The organism is Propionivibrio limicola (genome assembly GCF_009469695.1).
GTDB classification, from domain to species: domain Bacteria; phylum Pseudomonadota; class Gammaproteobacteria; order Burkholderiales; family Rhodocyclaceae; genus Propionivibrio; species Propionivibrio limicola.
The window spans coordinates 1-19079 of record NZ_SSSR01000011.1 but is presented as its reverse complement, the minus strand read 5'-3'; the positions used below and the strand labels follow the sequence as shown (position 1 = coordinate 19079).

Here is a 19079-nt window from a genome sequence, read left to right as displayed (position 1 = left end):
TCATGAAACATCACAAGCCCACTCGCCGTCATTTTCTTCATCACATGGCGAAACTGGCGGTGGCCGGAGTCGCCCTGCCGCTGGCTCGTCCCGTCTTGGCCACGCAGGCCGGAGCGCGTTCGCTCGCCTTTGCGCATACCCACACCGGCGAACGGCTCGAAGTTGTCTATGCACTCGGCGAACAGTACGTGCCGGAAGCGCTGACCCTGATGAACCGCTTCCTGCGCGACCATTACTCCGGCGAAGTGGGGCGGATGGATCCGCAACTCTTCGATCTGCTGCACCATTTGAAACTCGAGTTGGGCAGCGAGGCGCCATTCCAGATCATTTCCGGCTACCGTTGCCCGACCACCAATTCGACCCTGCGCAACACGCGCAGCGGCGGTGTGGCCAAGCACAGCCTGCACATGGAAGGAAAAGCCATCGATATCCGGCTGGCTGGCGTTCCGTTGAGCGATCTGCGCGATGCGGCGCTGTCGTCGCGGATCGGCGGTGTCGGCTTTTATCCGCGCGAGCAGTTCGTCCATGTCGACACCGGGCGTGTGCGCAGCTGGTAACGCCGGCGAGGCATGTACATCCGGCGCGCCACTGTCTATGTTTAACTACACACCCCCGACCAATCCGCAAGGAGGCGTTATGTTCAAGCATGTTCTCGTGCCGACTGATGGTTCGCCGCTCTCCGAGGCCGCTGTCCGCGCGGCGGTGTCTTTTGCCAAGGAGGCGGGTGCCGCGATTACGGCGGTGCATGTGATGAAGGAATATCCTGAATCCTATGCCAGCGAGGGGCTGGTTTTCGACGCCACCGGACGTTTCGCGCAACTGGCCGAGGAAGAGGCGCAGGAAATTCTCGGTTTCGTCGAGCGCCTGTGCACAGAGGCCGGTGTCGCGTGCACCAAGGTCGTGCATGCGCCTGGCGCGGTCTATGAAGCGATCATCGCGACGGCGGCCGAGAACGGCTGCGATCTGATTTTCATGGCGTCGCATGGGCGGCATGGCGTGCACGCCCTGTTGCTCGGCAGCGAGACGACAAAAGTGCTTACCCATTCGAAGGTTCCCGTACTCGTCTATCGCTGACCCCCGGAAACGACCACCTTTTCGGCGGCGGCATGGCGACCGCCGCTTTTTCTTCCCGATTATTTTTACCGAGCCTTTCCACATCGGTGATTGCATCGCGATTGCCGACGAAGAGGGCGAAGTGTGGATGCTCTGACCCGCCGGGAAAATCCTCCGCGCGGCTGCTATGGTGGGTAGACGGCCGAATCCCGGCCATGTCCGTGCGAGGGGATGATGAAACGTCTTTTCGTCCTTGTGGTCGCCTTGCTGCTGTCATCGCTGGCCTTGCCAACGTTTCCGGCGACGGTCAAGGTGGCCGAGATTGGCGGTCCGATCAGTCCGGCCAGTGCGGCGTATTTCGGACGCGCGCTGGACGAGGCGCAGCGTGCCAGCGCCGCTCTGCTGGTGCTCAAGCTCGATACGCCGGGCGGTCTCGATTCGGCGATGCGCGAAATGATCCAAGGGTTGCTTGCCTCTCCCGTTCCCGTTGCCGTCTGGGTCGCGCCGGCCGGTGCACGTGCCGCCAGTGCCGGCACGTATCTGCTTTATGCCAGCCATGTCGCGGCAATGGCGCCGGGGACCAATCTCGGTGCGGCCACGCCGGTGGCGATCGGCATCGGCGGCGCCGGCAAGCCCGATCAGGGGAAAAACGGGGCCGACAAGAACGGCGCCTCTTCTCCCTCCTCCGCAACGACCCTGGAGAAAAAATCCGTCCACGACGCCGCCGCCTACATCCGCAGTCTGGCGCAATTGCGGGGACGCAATGCCGAGTGGGCCGAACGCGCCGTGCGCGAGGCAGAGAGCCTGTCGGCCGAGGAGGCGCTCAAGCAGAACGTGATCGATCTGGTGGCGGCTGATCTGCCGGAGTTGTTGCGCGGTGTGGAGGGGCGCCGGGTGGCGCTGGCCTCCGGTGAAATCACGCTCGCCCTCGCCGGAGCGAACGTGGAAGTGATCGCGCCGAACTGGAAAGAACGCTTGCTGGCGATGATTGCCGATCCGAACATCGCGCTGATTCTGCTGATGCTCGGCGTTTATGGGCTGCTGTTCGAGTTTTACACGCCGGGATTCGGCGTGGCCGGCATTATCGGTTCGATCTGTCTGCTGCTCGCGCTTTACGCGCTCGCCATGGTGCCGATCAATGCCGTCGGTGCGTTGCTGTTGTTGCTGGGCATGGCGCTGATGGTGACCGAGGCTTTTGTGCCGAGTTTCGGCGCGTTCGGCATCGGCGGCATCGTGGCGTTTATTGCCGGATCGCTCATGTTGATCGACGGCGACGTGCCGGGGCTCGAAGTGTCGCTGGCTTTCATCGTGCCGTTGGCCGCGGTCAGTGCGCTGGTGCTCGGCGGTGCCGGTGCGCTTGCCCTGCGCGCCCGCCGCCGTCCGGCTGTGGCCGGGGTCGAGGCAATGCTTGGTGCGCCCGCGCTGGCGCTTGAGGACATTGAGCGCGAGGGATGGGTGCGGGCTTCTGGCGAGCGCTGGCGGGCGAGGACGTCGGCGCCGCTGGCGAATGGCGAGGCGGCGCGGATCGTGGCGGTGGAAGGGCTGCTGCTCGTGGTTGAACCGGAAGGCAACGGTGAAAAAGGAGCGCGCAAATGAGGGTCTGGGAATTTGGCTGGAATGTCGGTTGGGGCGGGGCGGTGCTGTTGCTGGTCATGCTGGCGGTGGCCAGTATCCGCATCCTGCGCGAGTACGAGCGTGGCGTGGTGTTTCTGCTCGGTCGCTTCTGGAAAGTGAAAGGGCCGGGGATTGTCCTCATCGTGCCGGGCATCCAGCAGATGGTCAGGGTGGATCTGCGCCTGGTGGTGATGGACGTGCCGAGCCAGGATGTGATCTCGCGCGACAATGTGTCGGTTCAGGTCAATGCCGTCGTCTATTTTCGGGTCGTCGATCCGGAAAAGGCGATCATTCACGTCGAGAACTATTTCGAGGCGACATCGCAACTGGCGCAGACGACGCTGCGTTCGGTGCTCGGCAAGCATGAGCTGGACGACATGCTCGCCGAGCGCGAACGGCTGAATGTCGATATTCAGCAGATCCTCGACGCACAGACCGACTCGTGGGGCATCAAGGTGGCCAATGTCGAGATCAAGCACGTGGATATCAACGACTCGATGGTGCGCGCCATCGCCCGTCAGGCCGAGGCCGAGCGTGAACGGCGGGCGAAGGTGATTCATGCCGAAGGCGAATTGCAGGCGTCGGAGAAACTGCTGGAAGCGGCGCAGGTCCTGGCGCAGTCGCCACAGGCCATGCAATTACGCTATCTGCAGACGCTGACGAATATCGCCGGCGACAAGAGTTCGACGATTGTCTTTCCGATGCCGATGGACATCGTCGATACCTTGTTCAAGGGCGGGATGGGCGGACAGAGCGGCAAGGGCGAATAAGGCGGGATGCTCCCTGAGCGATTCGGGTGTTCCGCTATTTGGGCTCGAGCGGCAACAAATAATCGCTTTGTGGCGTGGCATTCCTGACCCGTTTCCCGGCGTCGCCGGGGGGCAGCTCCGGGCCGAAGTCGACGCCGTCGCGCACTAGTTGGGCAAAGGCGTCGGCCGGCAGCGGCCGGCTGACGAGGTAGCCCTGGATGACGTCACAGCCGTTCTGGCGGAGGAATTCGAGCTGTTCCTCGCGCTCGACGCCCTCGGCAATCACCGTGAGTTTGAGACTGTGCGCCAGGGCGATGACGGCCTGCGAGATGGCGATGTCGTCTTCGTCGCTCGGCAGGCCATCGACGAAGGATTTGTCGAGCTTGAGCGAGTCGATCGGAAACTGCTTGAGGTAGCTGAGCGACGAATAGCCGGTGCCGAAGTCGTCGACGTCAATGTGCAGGATGCCCTTGTTGCGGAGCTGGAGCAGCATGTCGACGGTCCATTTCGGGTCGTGCATGAGCATGCTTTCCGTGACCTCGAGTTCGAGGAATTGCGGGTCGAGTCCCGTTTCTTCCAGAATGTCGGCAACGGTGGAGGCCAGGTTGTTGCGCTGCAGTTGCCGTCCGGAAAGGTTGGCGGCGACGATCAGCGGTGGCAGCGACGGATCTTTCTGCCACGCCCGGATCTGGGTGCACACCGCTCTTAATACCCACTCGCCCACCGGTTCGATGAGGCCGGTTTCTTCGAGGATGGGCACGAATTCGACTGGCGAAACGAGGCCGCGCGTCGGGTGCTTCCAGCGCAGCAAGGCTTCCGCGCCGATGATCGAGCCGGTCGCGAGATTGAGTTTCGCCTGGTAATAGACGATGAATTCTTCGCGTTGCAGTGCGTGGCGCAGCCCGCTTTCCATCTGTAGCCGGCCGGTCGTCAACACATCCATTTCCGTCGTGAAAAAGCGGTAGCCGTTGCCGCCGTCTTCCTTGGCCCGGTACATCGCGGTATCGGCATTCTTGACGAGCTGATCGGCGTCTTCGCTGTCCGAGGGGAAAATGGTGATGCCGATGCTCGGCGAGACGAAAGCTTCCTGGCCGCGCAACAGGATGGGCGTGGCGAGCGCCTCGATGATCTTGACGGCGATGGCGGCAGCGTCGCCCGGCTTGTTGATCTGTTCCAGAATGACCGTGAACTCGTCGCCGCCCAGGCGGGCGACGGTGTCGACCTCGCGCACGCACTGGCGCAGGCGTGCCGAGACCTCGCACAGCAGCAGGTCGCCCGAGTCGTGGCCGAGGGTGTCGTTGATGGTCTTGAAGCGGTCCAGGTCGATGAACAACAGCGCGGCCAGATCCTTGTGCCGCTCGACGCGGGCCAGCGCCTGGTTGAGGCGGTCGCGGAACAGCAGCCGGTTGGGCAACAGCGTCAGCGCGTCGTAATGGGCCATGACATCGAGCCGGTCTTCCGCCCGGCGCCGCTCGATGGCGATACTGGTCAGGTGAGCGGCGATCCAGACCAGTTTGCGGTCATGCGGCGGCTGGTCGGCCGGCGTGCGGTAATGGGCGACGATGAAGCCGAGCAGGCTGCCTTCCGAAGAACGCACGGCGACGGCGAAGCAGGCCTGGATGCCGTACTTGGCGATCAAGGTGCGGTACTCCGCCCACGCCGGGTTGACATGAATATCCTCGATGACGCCGCTGAATTCGTCGCCCAGATCGTGGTTTTGCGGGCCGCCGCGGCTGGCGATGTCAGCGCAGGCTTTCTCGAACGCGGTCTGGCCGTGATGAACGAGGCTGTCAGCGACGTTGTCGGGCAGGTTGCGGCCGGTCGCACAGGCGAGCGAGTTGCCTTCGCCGTTCTCACGGAACATGATCGCGCAGAACATTTCGCCGGAAAGCACCTCGACATGGCGAGCCAGAACGCCCAGCGCCGCTTTCAGCGGATTGCCGCAGACGACCATCTCGAGCACTTCTTTCTCCGCGGCGAGCAGCGCCTCGGCGCGCCCCCGCTCGGTGATGTCGCGGAAGCTCGAGACGCGGCCGACGACCTTGCCGTCGACGAACTGGGGGCGCGAATTCCATTCGAAGCGGCGTCCGTCGCGCAGTTCGAGAATGGCGGCGTGATTGACGTCGATGTGCTTGGTGAGGTCCTTTTGCGTGCTGAAGAACGTTGCCGGATCGCGTAGCTGGCCAGCGAGTGCGGCGATGGTTTCGTTGTCGCCGGTGTAGGACCCGGCCGGCCGGCGCAGATTCCACATGTCGAGGAAGCGCTGGTTGGCGACGATTTCCCGCCCGTGCACGTCGGTCACGAAAATGCCGTCGGCCGTCGATTCGAGCGTCGCCGCGAAAATGGCCAGCGATTTGGCCAGCTGCTCCTCGGTGGTCTTGCGCATGCCATTTTCCTGCAAGGCGAGGCGCAGGGCACGCATTGGCACGTCGCGCAGCGCGAAGAAAACCATCAGCCCGAACACCAGCCCCGGCGCCAGCATGAGGAGCGAGTGGTAGAGAAGCGGCACCAGGGAGCGGCTGACTTCCAGCTGGGCGATGCTTCTTTCCCCGAGATTCAGGTAGGCGGTGCGAACCAGGCGCGGGGGGCGCGAATCGGCCACCTTCTCGGCGAGCAGCTGCTGGTCTGTGCCGGTCATGCGGATACGGGTTTCGTCGCCCAGCCAGTCGAGGGAGGCGAGCGCGTTTTGTGGCGACAGGAAGCCCGCTGCCGCCTTCGCGCCACTGTTCTGCAAGGCGCGCGTCTGCCGTTCGATGTTGTGAATGCTGGCCTGCAGCGCCGATTCAAGGCGCGTGACTTCGCTCTGATAGCCGATCCCGAGAAAGACCAAGGGGACAAGAAGAGTCGTAATTGCGCCTCCCGCCCAGGAGAGGAGGGCGATCACTTTTGGCAGCTCGGGAGGCAGTTCCTCCGGAGCGGTGGACGGCTCGTCGCGTTTCATCGGTCGGCAGAAGTCGTTTCCGGAACTAAAGCGTGGTTGCTGGTCCGGCCATCTCTCGCTGCTCCGAGCGGCCGGTCAAGCCATTGTTCTTTCCTATAAAGGCACTCTATAGAGTGGGGCGGGAAAGTACAAGCGGGAAACTACGTATGCCGGCAACCGGCGGAGGAACTCGCCAAGCCGCCGGGGCGCTCATTTTCTTGCTATGCCGTTGTGTCGTTCTTCAGCAATCCGACGACGCCACCGATGACGATCAGCGCCGGCGGCTTGATGTTGTTGGTCCGTGCCATTTCGACCAGCGTGGCCAGCGTGCCCGGATAAATCCGCTGGTTCGGCCAAGTGGCGCGGTAGATCAGGGCAGCCGGCGTGTCGCCGGACAGGCCGGCGGCTTGCAATTCCTTCGCGATGGTGTCGAGGCCGGTGATGCCCATGTAGATGACGATCGTCTGGTTCGGCTGGGCCAGCGATTGCCAGTTGAGATCGACCGAATGATCCTTGAGGTGGCCGGTGACGAAGACGCAGCTTTGCGCGTGGTCGCGGTGGGTGAGCGGGAAGCCGAAGCTGGCGGCGGCGCCGAGCGCGGCGGTGACGCCGGGGACGATGTCGACCGGCACGCCGGCGGCCAGCAGCACGTCGACTTCCTCGCCGCCGCGCCCGAAGACGAAGGGGTCGCCGCCCTTGAGGCGGACGACGAATTTGCCGGCGAGTGCCTTATCGACGAGCAGCTGGCAGATGTCTTCCTGCGGCAGCGTGTGGTTGCCGGCCATCTTGCCGACGAAAATGCGCTCGGCGGCCGGCGCGATCAGGTCGAGAATGCCCTGGCTGACGAGGTTGTCGTAGATGACGACTTCGGCCTGCCCGAGCAGGCGGGCGCCTTTGAGCGTGATCAGCTCGGCATCGCCGGGGCCTGCGCCGACGAGGGCGACGCGTCCTGTGGTGGTGGGTGAGGTCATGGCGAGTCTCCTGTCTTTTCGTTACGCTTCGGCGCTTTCTTCGGCGGCTTCGTCGGTGTCGATGTCGAGCGGTTCGTTGAGCACGGCGGCGATGTAGTCTTCCGGCAGGCGGTAGGCTTTGGCGAGTTCGGCCGGCGATTGGCCGTCGGCGTGTGCGGCGTGGATGGCGGCCAGCCAGCCATTCAGGCCCGTCGACAGCGAAACGCCGGCCTTCTCGCCGTCGCGCGCGGCGCTGTTGCCAATTTCGACGTCGTATTTGTTGGCGTAACCGCGCGGCGTGATCATCAGGCCGTGCTTGACGAAGGTGTTGGAGTTGCCGATCAGCACCGTCGACAGCATGCCGATGTCGGCTTCAAGCATCTTCTCAAGCGTGGTGAATTCGATGCGCTGCTTGGCGCGGAAGGCCGACTTGACGATGGCCACCGGCGTGTTCGGATCGCGGTGACGCAGGAAGATGCGTTGCGCTTCCTGAATCTGGCGCGTGCGGCGGCCGCTCTTCGGGTTGTACAGAGCGACGACGAAGTCCGAGTAGGCGACGGCGTCGAGACGGCGGGCGATGGTCGGCCACGGCGTTAGCAGGTCGGACAGCGAAATGGCGCAGAAATCGTGTGTCAGCGGGGCGCCGACCAGCGAGGCGCAGGTGTTGATCGCCGAAGCGCCGGGGATGATTTCGACTTCGATGCCCGAATCGGGCGTCCAACCGGCTTGAAACAGCACTTCGAAGGTCGGGCCGGCCATGCCGTACACGCCGGCGTCGCCCGAGGAAATCAGCGCGACTTTCTTGCCCTGCTTGGCGCGGTCGTAGGCTTCGATGGCGCGGTCGAGTTCCTCGGTCATCGCCTTCTTGATGACTTCCTTGCCGTCGAGCAGTTCTTTGACCAAGCGGATGTAGGTGGCGTAGCCGATGACCGTATCGGCCTCAGCGATGGCGGCGCGGGCGCGGCCGGTCAGGTAGTCGTGGCTGCCTGGGCCGAGGCCGACGAGCATGATTTTTCCGGTGGGTGCGGTGCAGGCTTGGGTCATTCTGGAATCCTTGCGATGGAGACGGTGGCATTGCGGCCGTCCGGGCCGCGATGGCGGTGTTTTTCGATGATGAGGTTGGTCTTGTCGGTGCCGGCGGCGAGCAGGGCGGTGGCTTCCGAGACCGAGGGCGTGCCGGTGTGTTTGCGCACGGTTGCCGACGGGTTGGGGACGTCGACAGTCGCCAGCTCGGCGGCGGGGTAGAAGCGGATCGTCCAGCCGTGTTCGGCGGCAAGTTCAAGCAAGGCCGGTTCGTCGGCTTTGAGGTCGATGCTGGCGACGGCTTTGACGTCGTCGAGGCTGGCGTGGCAAAGGGCCAATGCCTGCACGATGGCGGTTTTTACGGTGGCGAGCGGGGTGTTGCGGTCGCAGCCGAGGCCGAGGGCGATGGGTTTTGCGCTCATGCGATGGCTCCCTCCCCGCCATTCCGGCGAAAGCCGGAATCCAGAAGTGTGCCGCAGGCGTTTTGTGGGTTCTTCCCTTGCGGTGCGTGCGGAAAGGTTTCGTTCCGCCGTTGACCGGCGTGTTCCTTTCTTTGCGTCGCCAAAGAAAGGAACCAAAGAAAGGCGACCCCACGCACGCGGCGGGCCTGCGGCCCGCTCCCCGGCGCCGTGCCACACGGGCGGGCGGCGCGTGAAAACTCGCCTGCGGCTCGGACAACACGCACCGACTTCCCCAGCCCGTGCGACACGGCTTGGCGCGTGCGAAGGGGGGAGGTCGGGGCGCAACGGTGCAAGGAGTTCGATGGCGTCATTGGGCGTTTTCGTCAGCTGGTGGGCGGTAGGTGACGCTGCGGCCGGCGAGTTTTTTCCGGTAGTCTGTGGGCATGTCGCGTTGGCTGATCCAGAGGACGGCGGCGAAGCGGTCGGGATCGACATCTTCCAGCTTGGTAAATAGGGTGATGTTGGCCGGCAGCGGCCCGGTGCGGCCGTTGGCGTGGTTCGGCCACCAGTCGGCGCGGCCGGCTTCCTGCACCAGGGCGACCGGTTCGTCGTTGACCACGGCGGCGCTGGCGCGGATGAGTTCGCCGTGTTTGGCTTCCAGCGTCCAGCCGAGTTCGCGGCCGAGCAGGTCGACGCCGATGGTTTCGCGCGAGTCGGAAGCGGTGGTCAGCACGGCCTGCGCGCCGAGTGCCGTTGCCAGATGCCCGGCCAGCGCGTTGGCGCCGCCGAGGTGGCCGGAGAGCATCGGGATGGCGAACTTGCCGCCTTCGTCGAGCACGACCACGGCCGGGTCGGATTCCTTCGATTGCAGGTAGGGGGCGATCAAGCGCACCATGGCGCCGAGCGAAAGGATGGCGACGATGGCATCGTAGTCGGCAAAAAGAACGCCCAGCTGCTCGCCGGTCTTGCCCGCGTAGGTGTGCGCGGCGCCGGGTGCCGCTTGCTCGGCCTCGGCGGCGAACTTCTCCGGCGCGAACAACTGCGCGCCGGGCAGGGCGCCAACGACGCGGCCGGCCATGGCAACGCCGTGACGGGTGATCGAGATGACGGCGGTGCGTTGCGGCATGTTATTGAACCTCTTTTAACGCAGAGGGCGCAGAGGCGCAGAGGACGCAGAGAAAAACCAAAGAAAAGGTCTTCTCTGCGCTCTCTGTATCTCTGCGCCCTCTGCGTTGAAAGCGTTTAAGCATTGACCGCAGCCTCCTTGCGCTGGCGGCAGCCGCGGCGCAGTTCGCCGCGCTGGCGCTTCGGGTTCTGCACCAGCAGCAGCGACAGGTAATTGACCTTTTCGCCCTTGAGGCTGGCGAGGTCGCGGATAACGCGCTCGTCCGGCGAACCGACCTTTTCGATGAAGCAGCTGGTCGCCAGCAGGTCGCGGCGTTCCAGCAGTTCGAGCACTTCGTCGAGCAGCGGTTTGACCTTGAGCAGGATCAGCGTATCGAACTCGTCGAGCATGTGGTCGATGACGCCGGTGCCGTAGGCGGCCGGGATGATCGCCAGCGTTTCGTCCTCTTCGGCGAGCGGCATGCCGGTGGTGGCGGCGGCGGCGGCGAAGGAGGAGACGCCGGGGATGGTCTCGACTTCGATCTCGGGCGCCAGTTCGCGGGCGACGCGGGCGAGGTGGCCGAAGGTGGCGAAGGTCGAGGCGTCGCCTTCGACGAGGAAAACGACATCGCGGCCTTCGGCCAGCAATTCAACCGTTTGCTGCGCGGCGCGCACCCAGGCCTTGGTCAACGCCTCGGTGTCGCGCGTCATCGGGAACACCAGCTCGACGGCGTCGGCCGGCACCGGCAGGCCGCCGCGTTCGACGATCGACAGCGCGTAGGAGATTTCCTCGGCCTTCTTGACCGGGTAGATCCAGCGCGCGCCGGATTGCAGCACGGCCCAGCTGCGGCGGGTAATCAGTTCAGGGTCGCCGGGGCCGAGCGAGGCGCCGATCAGTTTTCCGTAGGTTTTAGTCATGTCAGTGGCTTTCAAATTCAATTAACCACAGAGACACAGAGAAAAACGAAAAGTATCTCTCTGTGTCTCTGTGGTGAAAGGTTTTCACGCATTTTCTGCCGCGGTTCGCGTGGTCGTAACGATCCACACCGGGTTCTGTGCCGCCATGCGGTGCATGTCGAGAATCGGCTGGCTGCGGCTGGCCTGCAGCTGGACGACGTCCCAGTCGGCGCCGAGTTCCTTCAGCGCGGCGGTGGCGGTGGCCAGATTTTCGAGCGTGACGAAATTCATCACCAGCCGGCCGCCGGGATTGAGGCGGCCAAGAATCAGGTGGATCAGTTCGGCCAGTTCGCCGCCCGAGCCGCCGATGAACACGGCGTCGGGGTTCGGCCAGGTGTCGAGGTGCTGCGGTGCCTTGCCGTCGAACAGCGAGTAGTTGCTGAGGCGGAAGCGCGCGGCGTTGGCGCGCGCATTAGCGGCATCGCCGTCGTTCTTTTCGATGGCCCAGACATGGCCGTGCGGCGCGAGTCGGGCGGCTTCAAGACCCATTGAGCCGGAGCCGGCGCCGATGTCCCAGACGGTGGCGTCGGGCCGGAGGCGCAGCTTGGCCAGCGACAGGGCGCGGGCTTCCTGCTTGGTGATCAGGCCTTTTTCGGGGCTGCGCTGGAGGTATTCGAGATCGTCGAGGCCGAAGGATGGCGCGCCGGGGCTTTCCTTGCGCTGCACGAGCACGACGTTCGGCTCGGGGAAGTCCATCTGCGCCGCCTGTTCGAGCGGCAGCGTCGGGAACAGTTGTTCGTCCGGCAAGTGCAGGCGGCAGGCAACCGACAAACGGACTTCGTCGCTGACGTAACCGGCGGTCAGCAGCGCCCGTGCCAACCGCGCCGGGTTGTTGTCCGGGCCGGTGAACAGGAAAACCTGCGGGTGCAGGGCGATGGCGCGCATAGCCGGGTAGATGCCGTGCTGCGGCGTGGCGTCGATGTGCCATTCGCCGGCGTCTTGGCAGTGGATCGAGGCGATCTTGATGTCCTGCCACGGTTGCCGGAAACGGGCGCAGGCCAGTTGCAGCGTCGAGAGGTTGGGCAGAATGTCGATGGCCGTATCGAGTTTGCCGGTCAGCCAGGCGGCGAGGCCGTGGCAGAGCGGGTCGCCTGTGGCGAGAATGGCGACGGAACGGCTTTCGGCCAGCGCAGTCAGCGTCCATTCCGCCACCTTGGCCAGCGCACCGTCCATGTCGTGATACGCCGTTTCTGCCGGCAGGTGCGGGCGAACGAGGTCAAGCGTGCGGTCGGCGCCAATGACCACGCTGGCGGCCAGCAGCCGTTGCCGGGCGGCGTCGGAGAGGCCGCCCCAGCCATCATCGAGAATGCCGATCAGAGTGCAATCAGTCATAAATTTCCCAAAAGAATCCGTCACCCCGGCGAAGGCCGGGGTCCAGTCTGCGGCCGTTCTGGATTCCGGCTTGCGCCGGAATGACGCGGGATGGATGGTTCGACGTCATTGCGCTTCTTCCTCCTCGACGCGCACGATGAATTCCCCGTCGAAATCGCAAACCAGCACGGTCAGCCGGTACGGGCCGGGGTAGCAGGCTTTCAGGCTGCGGATGGCCTTTCTCGCCAGTGCCCGGTGGAATTCGACCGCCAAGCCAAGCGCCGCCAGCCGTTCGGCGGCGAAGCGGGCCGTTTCGGCATTGCGGATTTCCTCGATGAGCGCCGGTTCGGCGCCGACTTCCTGCGCGCAGTCGGCGAGCAGGTCGCGGTCGATGGCGGCTTTCCAGGCGTGCGTGACGGCGAGGCCCTGGCCCATCTTGGTCAGTTTGCCGGCCATGGCGCCGATGTACACGTTGGCCATCTTGCGCTTGATCGCTGTCTGGAACGCCGCCTTGACGAAGTCGCCCATCTGCACGAAGCAGGCCTCGTCGAGGTCAGGCAACTGCTGCATGGCGAATTTTTCGCTGCGGCCGCCGGTGGTGAACACGACGCTGGTATTGCCCTGTTTTGCGGCGACATCGACGGCCTGTACGACGCTGGCGCGGAAGGCCGCCGTCGAGTAGGGGCGGACGATGCCGGTGGTGCCGAGGATCGAGATGCCGCCGAGGATGCCGAGGCGGGCATTGAGCGTTTTCTGCGCCATCTCCTCGCCGCCGGGCACGGAGATCGTCACTTCCAGTCCGTCATTCTCAAGCAGCGAACCGGCGACGGCGCGCACGTTGTCGGCGATGTTGCGGCGTGGCACCGGATTGATTGCCGGGCCGCCGACCTCCAGCCCGAGGCCTTCCTTGGTGACGGTGCCGACCCCTGCGCCGCCCTTGAGCACGATCTGGCCGGCCGCACCGGGCAGACGGCGCACGTCGGCGGTCAGATGTGCGCCGTTGGTGGCGTCAGGATCGTCGCCGGCATCCTTGACGATGACGGCGCGGGCCATGTCCAGCTCGACGTGACCCTCTTCAACGGCAAAGCTCACCTCCTGCCCGTTCGGCAGATGGCCGACGACGCTGGCCGGCACCTCTCCGGTCAGCAGGCCGAGCGTCGCTGCCCGTGCCGACGCCGCCGCGCAGGCACCGGTGGTGAAACCGCTGCGGTTGCCGCGCTGGCGCTTGCCGTCGCCCTTGCGGACTTTTGCGGGGGTGTCGCTCATTTCAGCGTTTCTGCTGGGCTTCGGCCAGACCGAGCATGGCATGGATGGCGGCAACGACGAGCGTCGAGCCGCCCTTGCGGCCCTTGATGGTGACCCACGGCACGTCGTTGACCGTCATCAGCAGATCCTTCGATTCGGCGGCCGAGACGAAGCCGACCGGCATGCCGACGATCAGCGCCGGGCGCACGCCTTCTTCGCGAATCAGGCGGATGACTTCGAGCAGCGCCGTCGGCGCGTTGCCGATGCCGACGATGGCGCCTTCCAGCTTGCCCAAGCGGTGCGCCTTGCGCATCGCTTGCACGGCGCGCGTGGTGTCGTTGAGGTGCGCTAGCTCGATCACGTCCGGGTCGGAAATGTAGTGATGCGTGCTCATGCCGAAGTGCGCGAGACGCGGCTTCGAGAGGCCGACGCAGATCATTTCGACATCGGCAACGACCGGCGTGTCGAGCTTGAGCACGGCCTTCAGCCCGGCCTGCATGGCTTCCGGGTGGAAGGCGGTGAGGCCGTTGAATTCGAAGTCGGCGTTGGCGTGAATCATCCGGCGCACGAGCGGCCATTGCTCGTCGGTGTAGGCGGCGTGCGGACCGGCTTCGGCGTCGATGATCGAGAACGAGTCGTGCTCGATGGCGCGGCCGGCGGCGGTGATTTGTTCGGTGACGGTGTTGGTGGTCATGGCGTTTCAGTCGTGCGAATGATCGTGCTGATGATCGTGGTGGCAGTGACCGTGCTCATGGTCATGCTCATGTTTGTGGTCGTGCGTGTTTCCACTCTCTTGGTGGGCATGGCCGTGATGGCCGCAACCGCCGGTCGCTGTGTGGCTGTGGTCGTGCAGGTGTTCCTCTTCGGCGGCTTCGCGGTATTTGCAGCCGTCGCATTCGAGCAGCGTGCCTTCGGAAAGTTCGCCGCGCAGTTCGCTACTTTCGACGCGTTTGTCGAGAATTTCGTAAATTTCCGGTTCGAAGCCGAAGTGCTCGCCGAGCGCGAAGGCGATCTGCGGATACTGCTGCCGGAGACGTTCGATCTGGCCCTGGATGCGCTCGATCAGCACGCCGGTAAAGAGATAGACCGGGATCACGCAGATTTGCGTCATGCCGAGCTTGACCTGCCGCTGCACGACCGTTTCCAGCCGCGGCCAGGTGACGCCGGTGAAGGCGAGGTCGACGAGTTCATGATCGTTGGCTTCGAAGATCCAGCGGGCCATGCGCGCCAGTTCGCCGTTGGCGCCGATATCGGATGAGCCGCGGCCGAGCAGGATGACGCCGGTGGTCTGCGGATCGGGCACGTCGAGCGCCTGCATCTGCGTTTCGAGCTGGTGTTGCAGTACCTCGAAAATGTCGCGGCCCATGCCGAGGTGACGGGTGACGATGAATTCGACATCGGGGTGGCGTTCGCGTGCCGTTTCCAGAGCGGCCGGCATTTCCATCTTGACGTGGCCGGCAGCGTTGAGGATGAAGGGGATTAGTACGACGCGTTCGGCGCCCTTGGCCGCACGGTCGAGACCTTCGTTGAGCAGCACGTCGGCGTGCTCGATGAAGCAGACTTCGATGCGCCAGTCCGGGTGCATTTTCCGCCAGTCGGCGGCGAAGCGTTCGATTTCCTCGTTGCCTTCGCGATTGCGCGAGCCGTGGCCGGCGAGCAGGAGCGTGGTTTTTTTTGTATCAGTCATGCGCGATTTCTCCTGAAGCCTTGCGGAAACGATGGGTGAAGGCCGGATCGTAGAGCTTCGAGCGGACGAGGTCGTCCCAGTCGGCGGCGCCGAGCGTCGGGCTGGCGACGATCATCGCCTGGCTGCCAATCTTCTCGGCCTGGCATTTCTGCTTGATGTCGGCGAGCGTGCCGCGCACGATCTTTTCCAGCCCCGGCCAGCTTGCTTTCTGCACGACCAGCATCGGCGCGTCTTCCTGCCAGCCGGCAGCGCGCAGGGCGTTCTGGACTTCGTGCAACAACGTGATCGAGAGGTAGATGCACAGCGTGCAGTGGTGGCTGGCCAGCGATTCGAGGTCTTCACCGGCGGGCATCGGCGTGCGGCCGGCGACGCGGGTGAGGATGACCGTTTGCGTGACTTCCGGCAGCGTCAGCGTTTCGCCGGCGGCGGCCATCGAGGCCATCGCCGAGGAAACTCCGGGCACGACGGCCCATTCGACCTTGGCGGCGGTCAGCGGGCGGGTCATCTCGATCAGCGCGCCGTAGAGGCCGGGGTCGCCGGTCTGCAGGCGAATGACGACGGCGTGGCGGCTGGCCTGGTCGAGCAGCCAGGCGGTCATCTCGTCGAGCGTCATGTCCTTCGAGTCGCGGATTTCGCAGCCTTGCGGCGCGTACAGCGTGGCCGCCTGATCGACGAGCGAGCCGGCGTAGAGAATCGCCCCGGCCTGCTCGAGGAGCTTGCGGCCCTTGACGGTGATCAGGTCGGGATCGCCGGGGCCGGCGCCGACAAACCAGATTTTGCCGGGCATCAGTTGAGTCTCCCGAGGTGCGTTGCGTTCATTGGAAATCCTTTTGCGTGTTGTTCAGTTGGGCGATCAGTTCGGCAAGGCTGCGCGGCGAACTGATCGCCGGGAGTATCTGGCGCGTTACCAGCAAGCGGTGCAGTTCGACGACGCCGGGCACCGGCAGACCGGCAGCCGACAGCGTTTCGGCGTTGTCGGGCAACTCGGCCGCGGCGAAGGCGCTGGTGCAGCGGCCGGAGCTCATCAGATGGATGCGGTCGGCCCAGCGATAGGCGAAATCGATGTCGTGGGTCGCCAGCAGCAGCGTGATACCGCGCGCGTGCAGCTCGTCGAGCACGGCCAGCAGTTCGGCGCGCATGGCGTGGTCGAGCCCGGCCATCGGCTCGTCGAGAATCAGCAGTTGCGGCTGCATGGCCAGCACGCCGGCGATGCAGACGCGTTTTTTCTGGCCGAAGCTCAGGTTGTGTACCGGCCGGTCGGCGAATTTTTCCATGCCGACGGCTTGCAGGGCAGCGGTCACGCGCTGGCGCACCGTCTCCGTGTCGAGACCGAGGTTGAGCGGGCCGAACGAAACGTCCTCGCGCACGCTGGCCGAGAACAGTTGCTGGTCGGGGTTCTGGAAGACGAGGCCGACTTCGCTGCGCAGATGGCGCAGGCCGGCGCGGCTGTAGTCGATGGCGCGGCCGGCGTAGCGAATGCCGCCTTTTTGCGGGCGCAGCAGCCCGTTGGCGTGCTGGAACAGCGTCGTCTTGCCGGCGCCGTTGGCGCCGATCAGCGCGTTGCGGCTGCCACGGACGATGCTCAGCGAGCAGCCGTCGAGGCCGGTGTTGCCGTCCGGGTAGCGGAAGGCAACATCCTCGAACGCCAGCAGAATCTCGTCATTCCGGCGAATGCCGGAATCCAGACCGTGCGGAGAAAGGTACGTAAAATCGGGCGCCGCGCTGGACACCGGCGTTCGCCGGTGTGACGGCTGGTGTTTCAGCGGCTTCATGGCATCCCCACGGCCAAGCCGATCAGCAAGGCACCGCCAAGCGCGGCAATGGTCAGATCGCGTCGCACATGTGCGTATTCCGGTTCGAGAAAACGGAAGGCGCCGTCGTTGTTGCGCGACTGCGCGGCGATATGCAGACTGTGGGCGCGCTGCCAGATTTGCAGCGTCAGATTGGCGGTCAGGCTGCCGAGCGAACGCAGCGCCAGGCGGGGCGTGGCGTAGCCGAGGCGGGCCGCCTGCGCCGTGCGTGTATCGTGCAGCGCCTCGGAAAAAACGAAGAGCATGCGGTAGCAGAGCACCATGATTTCGAGCAGCACTTCCGGCATTTTCAGGCGGCGCAGCAGGGCGATCAGATCGATCATCGGCGTCGTCAGCGCCAGAAAGAGCAGCGCCGCCAGCGCCGCGCCGGAGCGGGCGGCCAGTTGCCGGATCGGCGCCCAGCCGCTGGGCAGCCAGAGGACGGTGAAGTCATTGCTTGCCCCCTGGAAATCGAGCGAATAGGCAAGCGAAAGACAGCCGAGCAGCAGGAAGCCGAGCGGCGGCAAGGCGACGCGTACGAAGCGCGGGAAGGGAACGCCGGCACCGAGGACCGTGATCAGTACGACCAGCCCGGCCACGGCGGCCGCGGCCGCTGGCTGGCTGGCCGCAAAGGCGGCGATGAAGCCGCCGAGGCAGAACAGCCCCTTGGCCGCCGGCGCAACCTTTCGCCAGCGGTTGCCATACGCGCATTGCTCGATCAGCACCTTGTTACCGGCCTGCCGCGTCTTCGTTGCCCTCGGCGTCCCGCTTCATCTTCTCGCGGGTGCGGGCGACGCCGAGGTAGTAACCGATGAAGCCGGCGCCGAGCGCGGCTTGCAGCGCAAAGAGCATCGAGGCGATTTCGCCGCTGGCCGGCTCGATCAACGGCTCGAACCAAGGCTGGTAGTCCGGGTCGATTTCGCTGATCACACCCTTGGCCTTGTCGTCGGCGCCGCCGAAGATGGCGACTTCCTCGCCATCCGGTCCGGCTTCCTGCTTGTCGACGAGCCACAGGGGCGCGACGCCGAGCACGACGACGGCGATCAGCAACAGCAGGTTTTGATAGCGTTTCATGCGCGCACCTCCGCGGTATCGGTGAGTTTCATGTCCTGCAGTTCTTTCGGGTTGAAACGCGCCAGCGCGTTGAAGATCATCACAGTGAGCAGGCCTTCGCTGATCGCCAGCGGAATCTGCGTGACGGCAAAGATTCCGGCGAACTTGGCGAACGAGGCCATGAAACCGCCGAGCGGATCGGGAAAGGCCATCGCCAGTTGCACCGAGGTCGTCACATAGGTCAGCAGGTCGGCGAGGCTGGCGGCGAGGAAGACGGAAACGGCCAGCGATGCCTTGAGCGAGCGTGCCAGCTTGAATACCGCGTAGGCGGCAAACGGGCCAACAATCGCCATCGAGAAAATGTTGGCGCCGAGCGTGGTCAAGCCGCCGTGCGCGAGCAGCAGCGCCTGAAAGAGCAGGACGACGGCGCCGACCGGCGCCATCGCCGCCGGGCCGAAGAGCAGGGCGCCGAGGCCGGTGCCGGTCGGGTGCGAGCAACTGCCGGTCACCGACGGGATTTTCAGTGCCGAGAGAACGAATGAAAATGCGGCAGCCACGCCGAGCAGCATGCGCTGTTCCGGGTTGGCGGCAATCTGTTTTTTGACCGAATAAATACCGTAGGCCACGAATGGCGCCGCGGCCACGCCCCAGCCGATGGCGTGTTTGACGGGCAGGAAGCCCTCCATGATGTGCATGATTCTCTCCTTCGCGAAACTGAAAAAACGGTCGCGAGGGGGATCAGATCGGAAGAAAAGCCTTGGGGGAATTCGTGTGAGGCAATGTCAGCGTCGGCGGGAGCCCTGCTGGCGGTAACGAAGACCGGATGGCGAATCGACAGAACCTTTCCCCTCACCCCGAGGATTGGCACCACATTCGTCTCAGGCCGGTCTTCTGGCTTGCCTTCATCCTTCTCCGGCGCCTTCCCATGCGAAACAAGTCATCGCACAGTGGCATATTGTCGGAGTCGTCGGGCCTACAGCAGCGGGGGGCTGCGCCGGAATGTCCTGTTGAGGAGTCACCGGCTTCCCATTTCACCCGCTTCACGGTCGTGAAGCAAGGAACCTAAAACGCGCGAAAGTATACCCGAATATGGGAAATTGTTGTGATATCAGGCATTTCCATGCAGGGCAATCGCATCAAACCTACCCGAGTCCAAGGATGGACTCCCGGTAGGCATCAGAGGAGGCGGCGAGGATTCTGCGCGTATGAATGCCAGCCTTTC

The 19079-nt window shown here is 64.6% G+C and carries 19 protein-coding genes and 1 riboswitch; of the genes, 4 read left to right on the top strand and 15 right to left on the bottom strand.

Going from position 1 to position 19079, the window contains the following annotated elements; all coding sequences use genetic code 11:
- The first annotated feature begins 2 nt into the window (after window positions 1-2).
- The 4 genes from mepK (at window position 3) to GH659_RS09080 (ending at window position 3437) form a co-directional block, all read left to right on the top strand.
- Entirely contained in the window at window positions 3-557 is a 555-nt protein-coding gene (gene mepK, locus GH659_RS09095) for a peptidoglycan L,D-endopeptidase MepK (RefSeq protein ID WP_153111092.1), read from the top strand.
- A 79-nt stretch (window positions 558-636) separates the two neighbouring features.
- A complete protein-coding gene (locus GH659_RS09090; protein ID WP_153111091.1) occupies window positions 637-1074 on the top strand; it encodes a universal stress protein in 438 nt (145 codons plus the stop codon).
- A 213-nt stretch (window positions 1075-1287) separates the two neighbouring features.
- A complete protein-coding gene (locus GH659_RS09085) occupies window positions 1288-2649 on the top strand; it encodes an NfeD family protein (RefSeq protein ID WP_211364180.1) in 1362 nt (453 codons plus the stop codon).
- The gene (locus GH659_RS09080; protein WP_153111089.1) at window positions 2646-3437 is read left to right on the top strand and encodes a slipin family protein; all 792 of its coding nucleotides are present in this window, start codon (window positions 2646-2648) and stop codon (window positions 3435-3437) included. Before GH659_RS09085 ends, GH659_RS09080 begins: the two co-directional genes overlap by 4 nt.
- A 34-nt stretch (window positions 3438-3471) precedes the next feature.
- Here GH659_RS09080 and GH659_RS09075 read toward each other — a convergent pair whose 3' ends face one another.
- From GH659_RS09075 to GH659_RS09005, 15 genes are all read right to left on the bottom strand, one after another.
- Window positions 3472-6357 (bottom strand): sensor domain-containing protein, encoded by a 2886-nt coding sequence (locus tag GH659_RS09075; RefSeq protein ID WP_153111088.1) that lies wholly within the window; start codon window positions 6355-6357, stop codon window positions 3472-3474.
- A gap of 200 nt (window positions 6358-6557) precedes the next feature.
- Window positions 6558-7307, bottom strand: coding sequence for a uroporphyrinogen-III C-methyltransferase (cobA, locus tag GH659_RS09070; protein WP_153111087.1), 750 nt, complete (start codon window positions 7305-7307; stop codon window positions 6558-6560).
- Window positions 7308-7328: 21 nt separating this feature from the next.
- Window positions 7329-8330 carry a precorrin-3B C(17)-methyltransferase gene (cobJ, locus tag GH659_RS09065; protein ID WP_153111086.1) on the bottom strand — a complete coding sequence of 334 codons (1002 nt, stop codon included), beginning with the start codon at window positions 8328-8330 and terminating at the stop codon, window positions 7329-7331.
- Window positions 8327-8731, bottom strand: a complete 405-nt coding sequence (locus GH659_RS09060; protein ID WP_153111085.1) for a cobalamin biosynthesis protein — start codon at window positions 8729-8731, stop codon at window positions 8327-8329. Before GH659_RS09060 ends, cobJ begins: the two co-directional genes overlap by 4 nt.
- A 346-nt stretch (window positions 8732-9077) precedes the next feature.
- The gene (locus tag GH659_RS09055) at window positions 9078-9836 is read right to left on the bottom strand and encodes a cobalamin biosynthesis central domain-containing protein (RefSeq protein WP_153111084.1); all 759 of its coding nucleotides are present in this window, start codon (window positions 9834-9836) and stop codon (window positions 9078-9080) included.
- A gap of 116 nt (window positions 9837-9952) precedes the next feature.
- Window positions 9953-10732 carry a precorrin-2 C(20)-methyltransferase gene (cobI, locus tag GH659_RS09050; protein ID WP_153111083.1) on the bottom strand — a complete coding sequence of 260 codons (780 nt, stop codon included), beginning with the start codon at window positions 10730-10732 and terminating at the stop codon, window positions 9953-9955.
- Window positions 10733-10816: 84 nt separating this feature from the next.
- A complete protein-coding gene (cbiE, locus tag GH659_RS09045; RefSeq protein ID WP_153111082.1) occupies window positions 10817-12103 on the bottom strand; it encodes a precorrin-6y C5,15-methyltransferase (decarboxylating) subunit CbiE in 1287 nt (428 codons plus the stop codon).
- A 105-nt stretch (window positions 12104-12208) separates the two neighbouring features.
- Entirely contained in the window at window positions 12209-13348 is a 1140-nt protein-coding gene (locus GH659_RS09040; RefSeq protein ID WP_153111081.1) for a cobalt-precorrin-5B (C(1))-methyltransferase, read from the bottom strand.
- 1 nt (window position 13349) lies between these two features.
- Entirely contained in the window at window positions 13350-14021 is a 672-nt protein-coding gene (locus tag GH659_RS09035) for a precorrin-8X methylmutase (protein ID WP_153111080.1), read from the bottom strand.
- Between the two features lie 6 nt (window positions 14022-14027).
- Complete coding sequence (locus GH659_RS09030; RefSeq protein ID WP_153111079.1) at window positions 14028-15014, bottom strand: sirohydrochlorin chelatase; 987 nt, start codon at window positions 15012-15014, stop codon at window positions 14028-14030.
- Window positions 15007-15801 carry a precorrin-4 C(11)-methyltransferase gene (gene cobM / locus GH659_RS09025; protein ID WP_153111078.1) on the bottom strand — a complete coding sequence of 265 codons (795 nt, stop codon included), beginning with the start codon at window positions 15799-15801 and terminating at the stop codon, window positions 15007-15009. The genes GH659_RS09030 and cobM overlap by 8 nt, the downstream gene beginning before the upstream one ends.
- Window positions 15802-15829: 28 nt before the next feature.
- Window positions 15830-16786, bottom strand: a complete 957-nt coding sequence (locus GH659_RS09020) for an energy-coupling factor ABC transporter ATP-binding protein (protein ID WP_153111077.1) — start codon at window positions 16784-16786, stop codon at window positions 15830-15832.
- The gene (gene cbiQ, locus GH659_RS09015; protein WP_153111076.1) at window positions 16783-17529 is read right to left on the bottom strand and encodes a cobalt ECF transporter T component CbiQ; all 747 of its coding nucleotides are present in this window, start codon (window positions 17527-17529) and stop codon (window positions 16783-16785) included. The genes GH659_RS09020 and cbiQ overlap by 4 nt, the downstream gene beginning before the upstream one ends.
- A gap of 4 nt (window positions 17530-17533) precedes the next feature.
- Window positions 17534-17878, bottom strand: coding sequence for an energy-coupling factor ABC transporter substrate-binding protein (locus GH659_RS09010; RefSeq protein ID WP_153111075.1), 345 nt, complete (start codon window positions 17876-17878; stop codon window positions 17534-17536).
- Window positions 17875-18552, bottom strand: coding sequence for an energy-coupling factor ABC transporter permease (locus GH659_RS09005; protein ID WP_153111074.1), 678 nt, complete (start codon window positions 18550-18552; stop codon window positions 17875-17877). Before GH659_RS09005 ends, GH659_RS09010 begins: the two co-directional genes overlap by 4 nt.
- 169 nt (window positions 18553-18721) lie before the next feature.
- Window positions 18722-18938: riboswitch (cobalamin riboswitch) on the bottom strand.
- Between the last annotated feature and the right edge of the window lie 141 nt (window positions 18939-19079).

Excerpts from the sequence above, each read along its gene's own strand:
- cobM (WP_153111078.1), bottom strand. The coding sequence starts at position 15,801 with ATGCCCGGCAAAATCTGGTTTGTCGGCGCCGGCCCCGGCGATCCCGAC.
- GH659_RS09075 (WP_153111088.1), bottom strand. The coding sequence starts at position 6,357 with ATGAAACGCGACGAGCCGTCCACCGCTCCGGAGGAACTGCCTCCCGAG.
- GH659_RS09040 (WP_153111081.1), bottom strand. The coding sequence starts at position 13,348 with ATGAGCGACACCCCCGCAAAAGTCCGCAAGGGCGACGGCAAGCGCCAG.
- cobI (WP_153111083.1), bottom strand. The coding sequence starts at position 10,732 with ATGACTAAAACCTACGGAAAACTGATCGGCGCCTCGCTCGGCCCCGGC.
- GH659_RS09035 (WP_153111080.1), bottom strand. The coding sequence starts at position 14,021 with ATGACCACCAACACCGTCACCGAACAAATCACCGCCGCCGGCCGCGCC.
- cobA (WP_153111087.1), bottom strand. The coding sequence starts at position 7,307 with ATGACCTCACCCACCACCACAGGACGCGTCGCCCTCGTCGGCGCAGGC.
- mepK (WP_153111092.1), top strand. The coding sequence starts at position 3 with ATGAAACATCACAAGCCCACTCGCCGTCATTTTCTTCATCACATGGCG.
- GH659_RS09020 (WP_153111077.1), bottom strand. The coding sequence starts at position 16,786 with ATGAAGCCGCTGAAACACCAGCCGTCACACCGGCGAACGCCGGTGTCC.
- cbiE (WP_153111082.1), bottom strand. The coding sequence starts at position 12,103 with ATGACTGATTGCACTCTGATCGGCATTCTCGATGATGGCTGGGGCGGC.
- GH659_RS09090 (WP_153111091.1), top strand. The coding sequence starts at position 637 with ATGTTCAAGCATGTTCTCGTGCCGACTGATGGTTCGCCGCTCTCCGAG.
- GH659_RS09060 (WP_153111085.1), bottom strand. The coding sequence starts at position 8,731 with ATGAGCGCAAAACCCATCGCCCTCGGCCTCGGCTGCGACCGCAACACC.
- GH659_RS09085 (WP_211364180.1), top strand. The coding sequence starts at position 1,288 with ATGAAACGTCTTTTCGTCCTTGTGGTCGCCTTGCTGCTGTCATCGCTG.
- GH659_RS09030 (WP_153111079.1), bottom strand. The coding sequence starts at position 15,014 with ATGACTGATACAAAAAAAACCACGCTCCTGCTCGCCGGCCACGGCTCG.
- GH659_RS09055 (WP_153111084.1), bottom strand. The coding sequence starts at position 9,836 with ATGCCGCAACGCACCGCCGTCATCTCGATCACCCGTCACGGCGTTGCC.
- GH659_RS09010 (WP_153111075.1), bottom strand. The coding sequence starts at position 17,878 with ATGAAACGCTATCAAAACCTGCTGTTGCTGATCGCCGTCGTCGTGCTC.
- GH659_RS09080 (WP_153111089.1), top strand. The coding sequence starts at position 2,646 with ATGAGGGTCTGGGAATTTGGCTGGAATGTCGGTTGGGGCGGGGCGGTG.
- GH659_RS09005 (WP_153111074.1), bottom strand. The coding sequence starts at position 18,552 with ATGCACATCATGGAGGGCTTCCTGCCCGTCAAACACGCCATCGGCTGG.
- cobJ (WP_153111086.1), bottom strand. The coding sequence starts at position 8,330 with ATGACCCAAGCCTGCACCGCACCCACCGGAAAAATCATGCTCGTCGGC.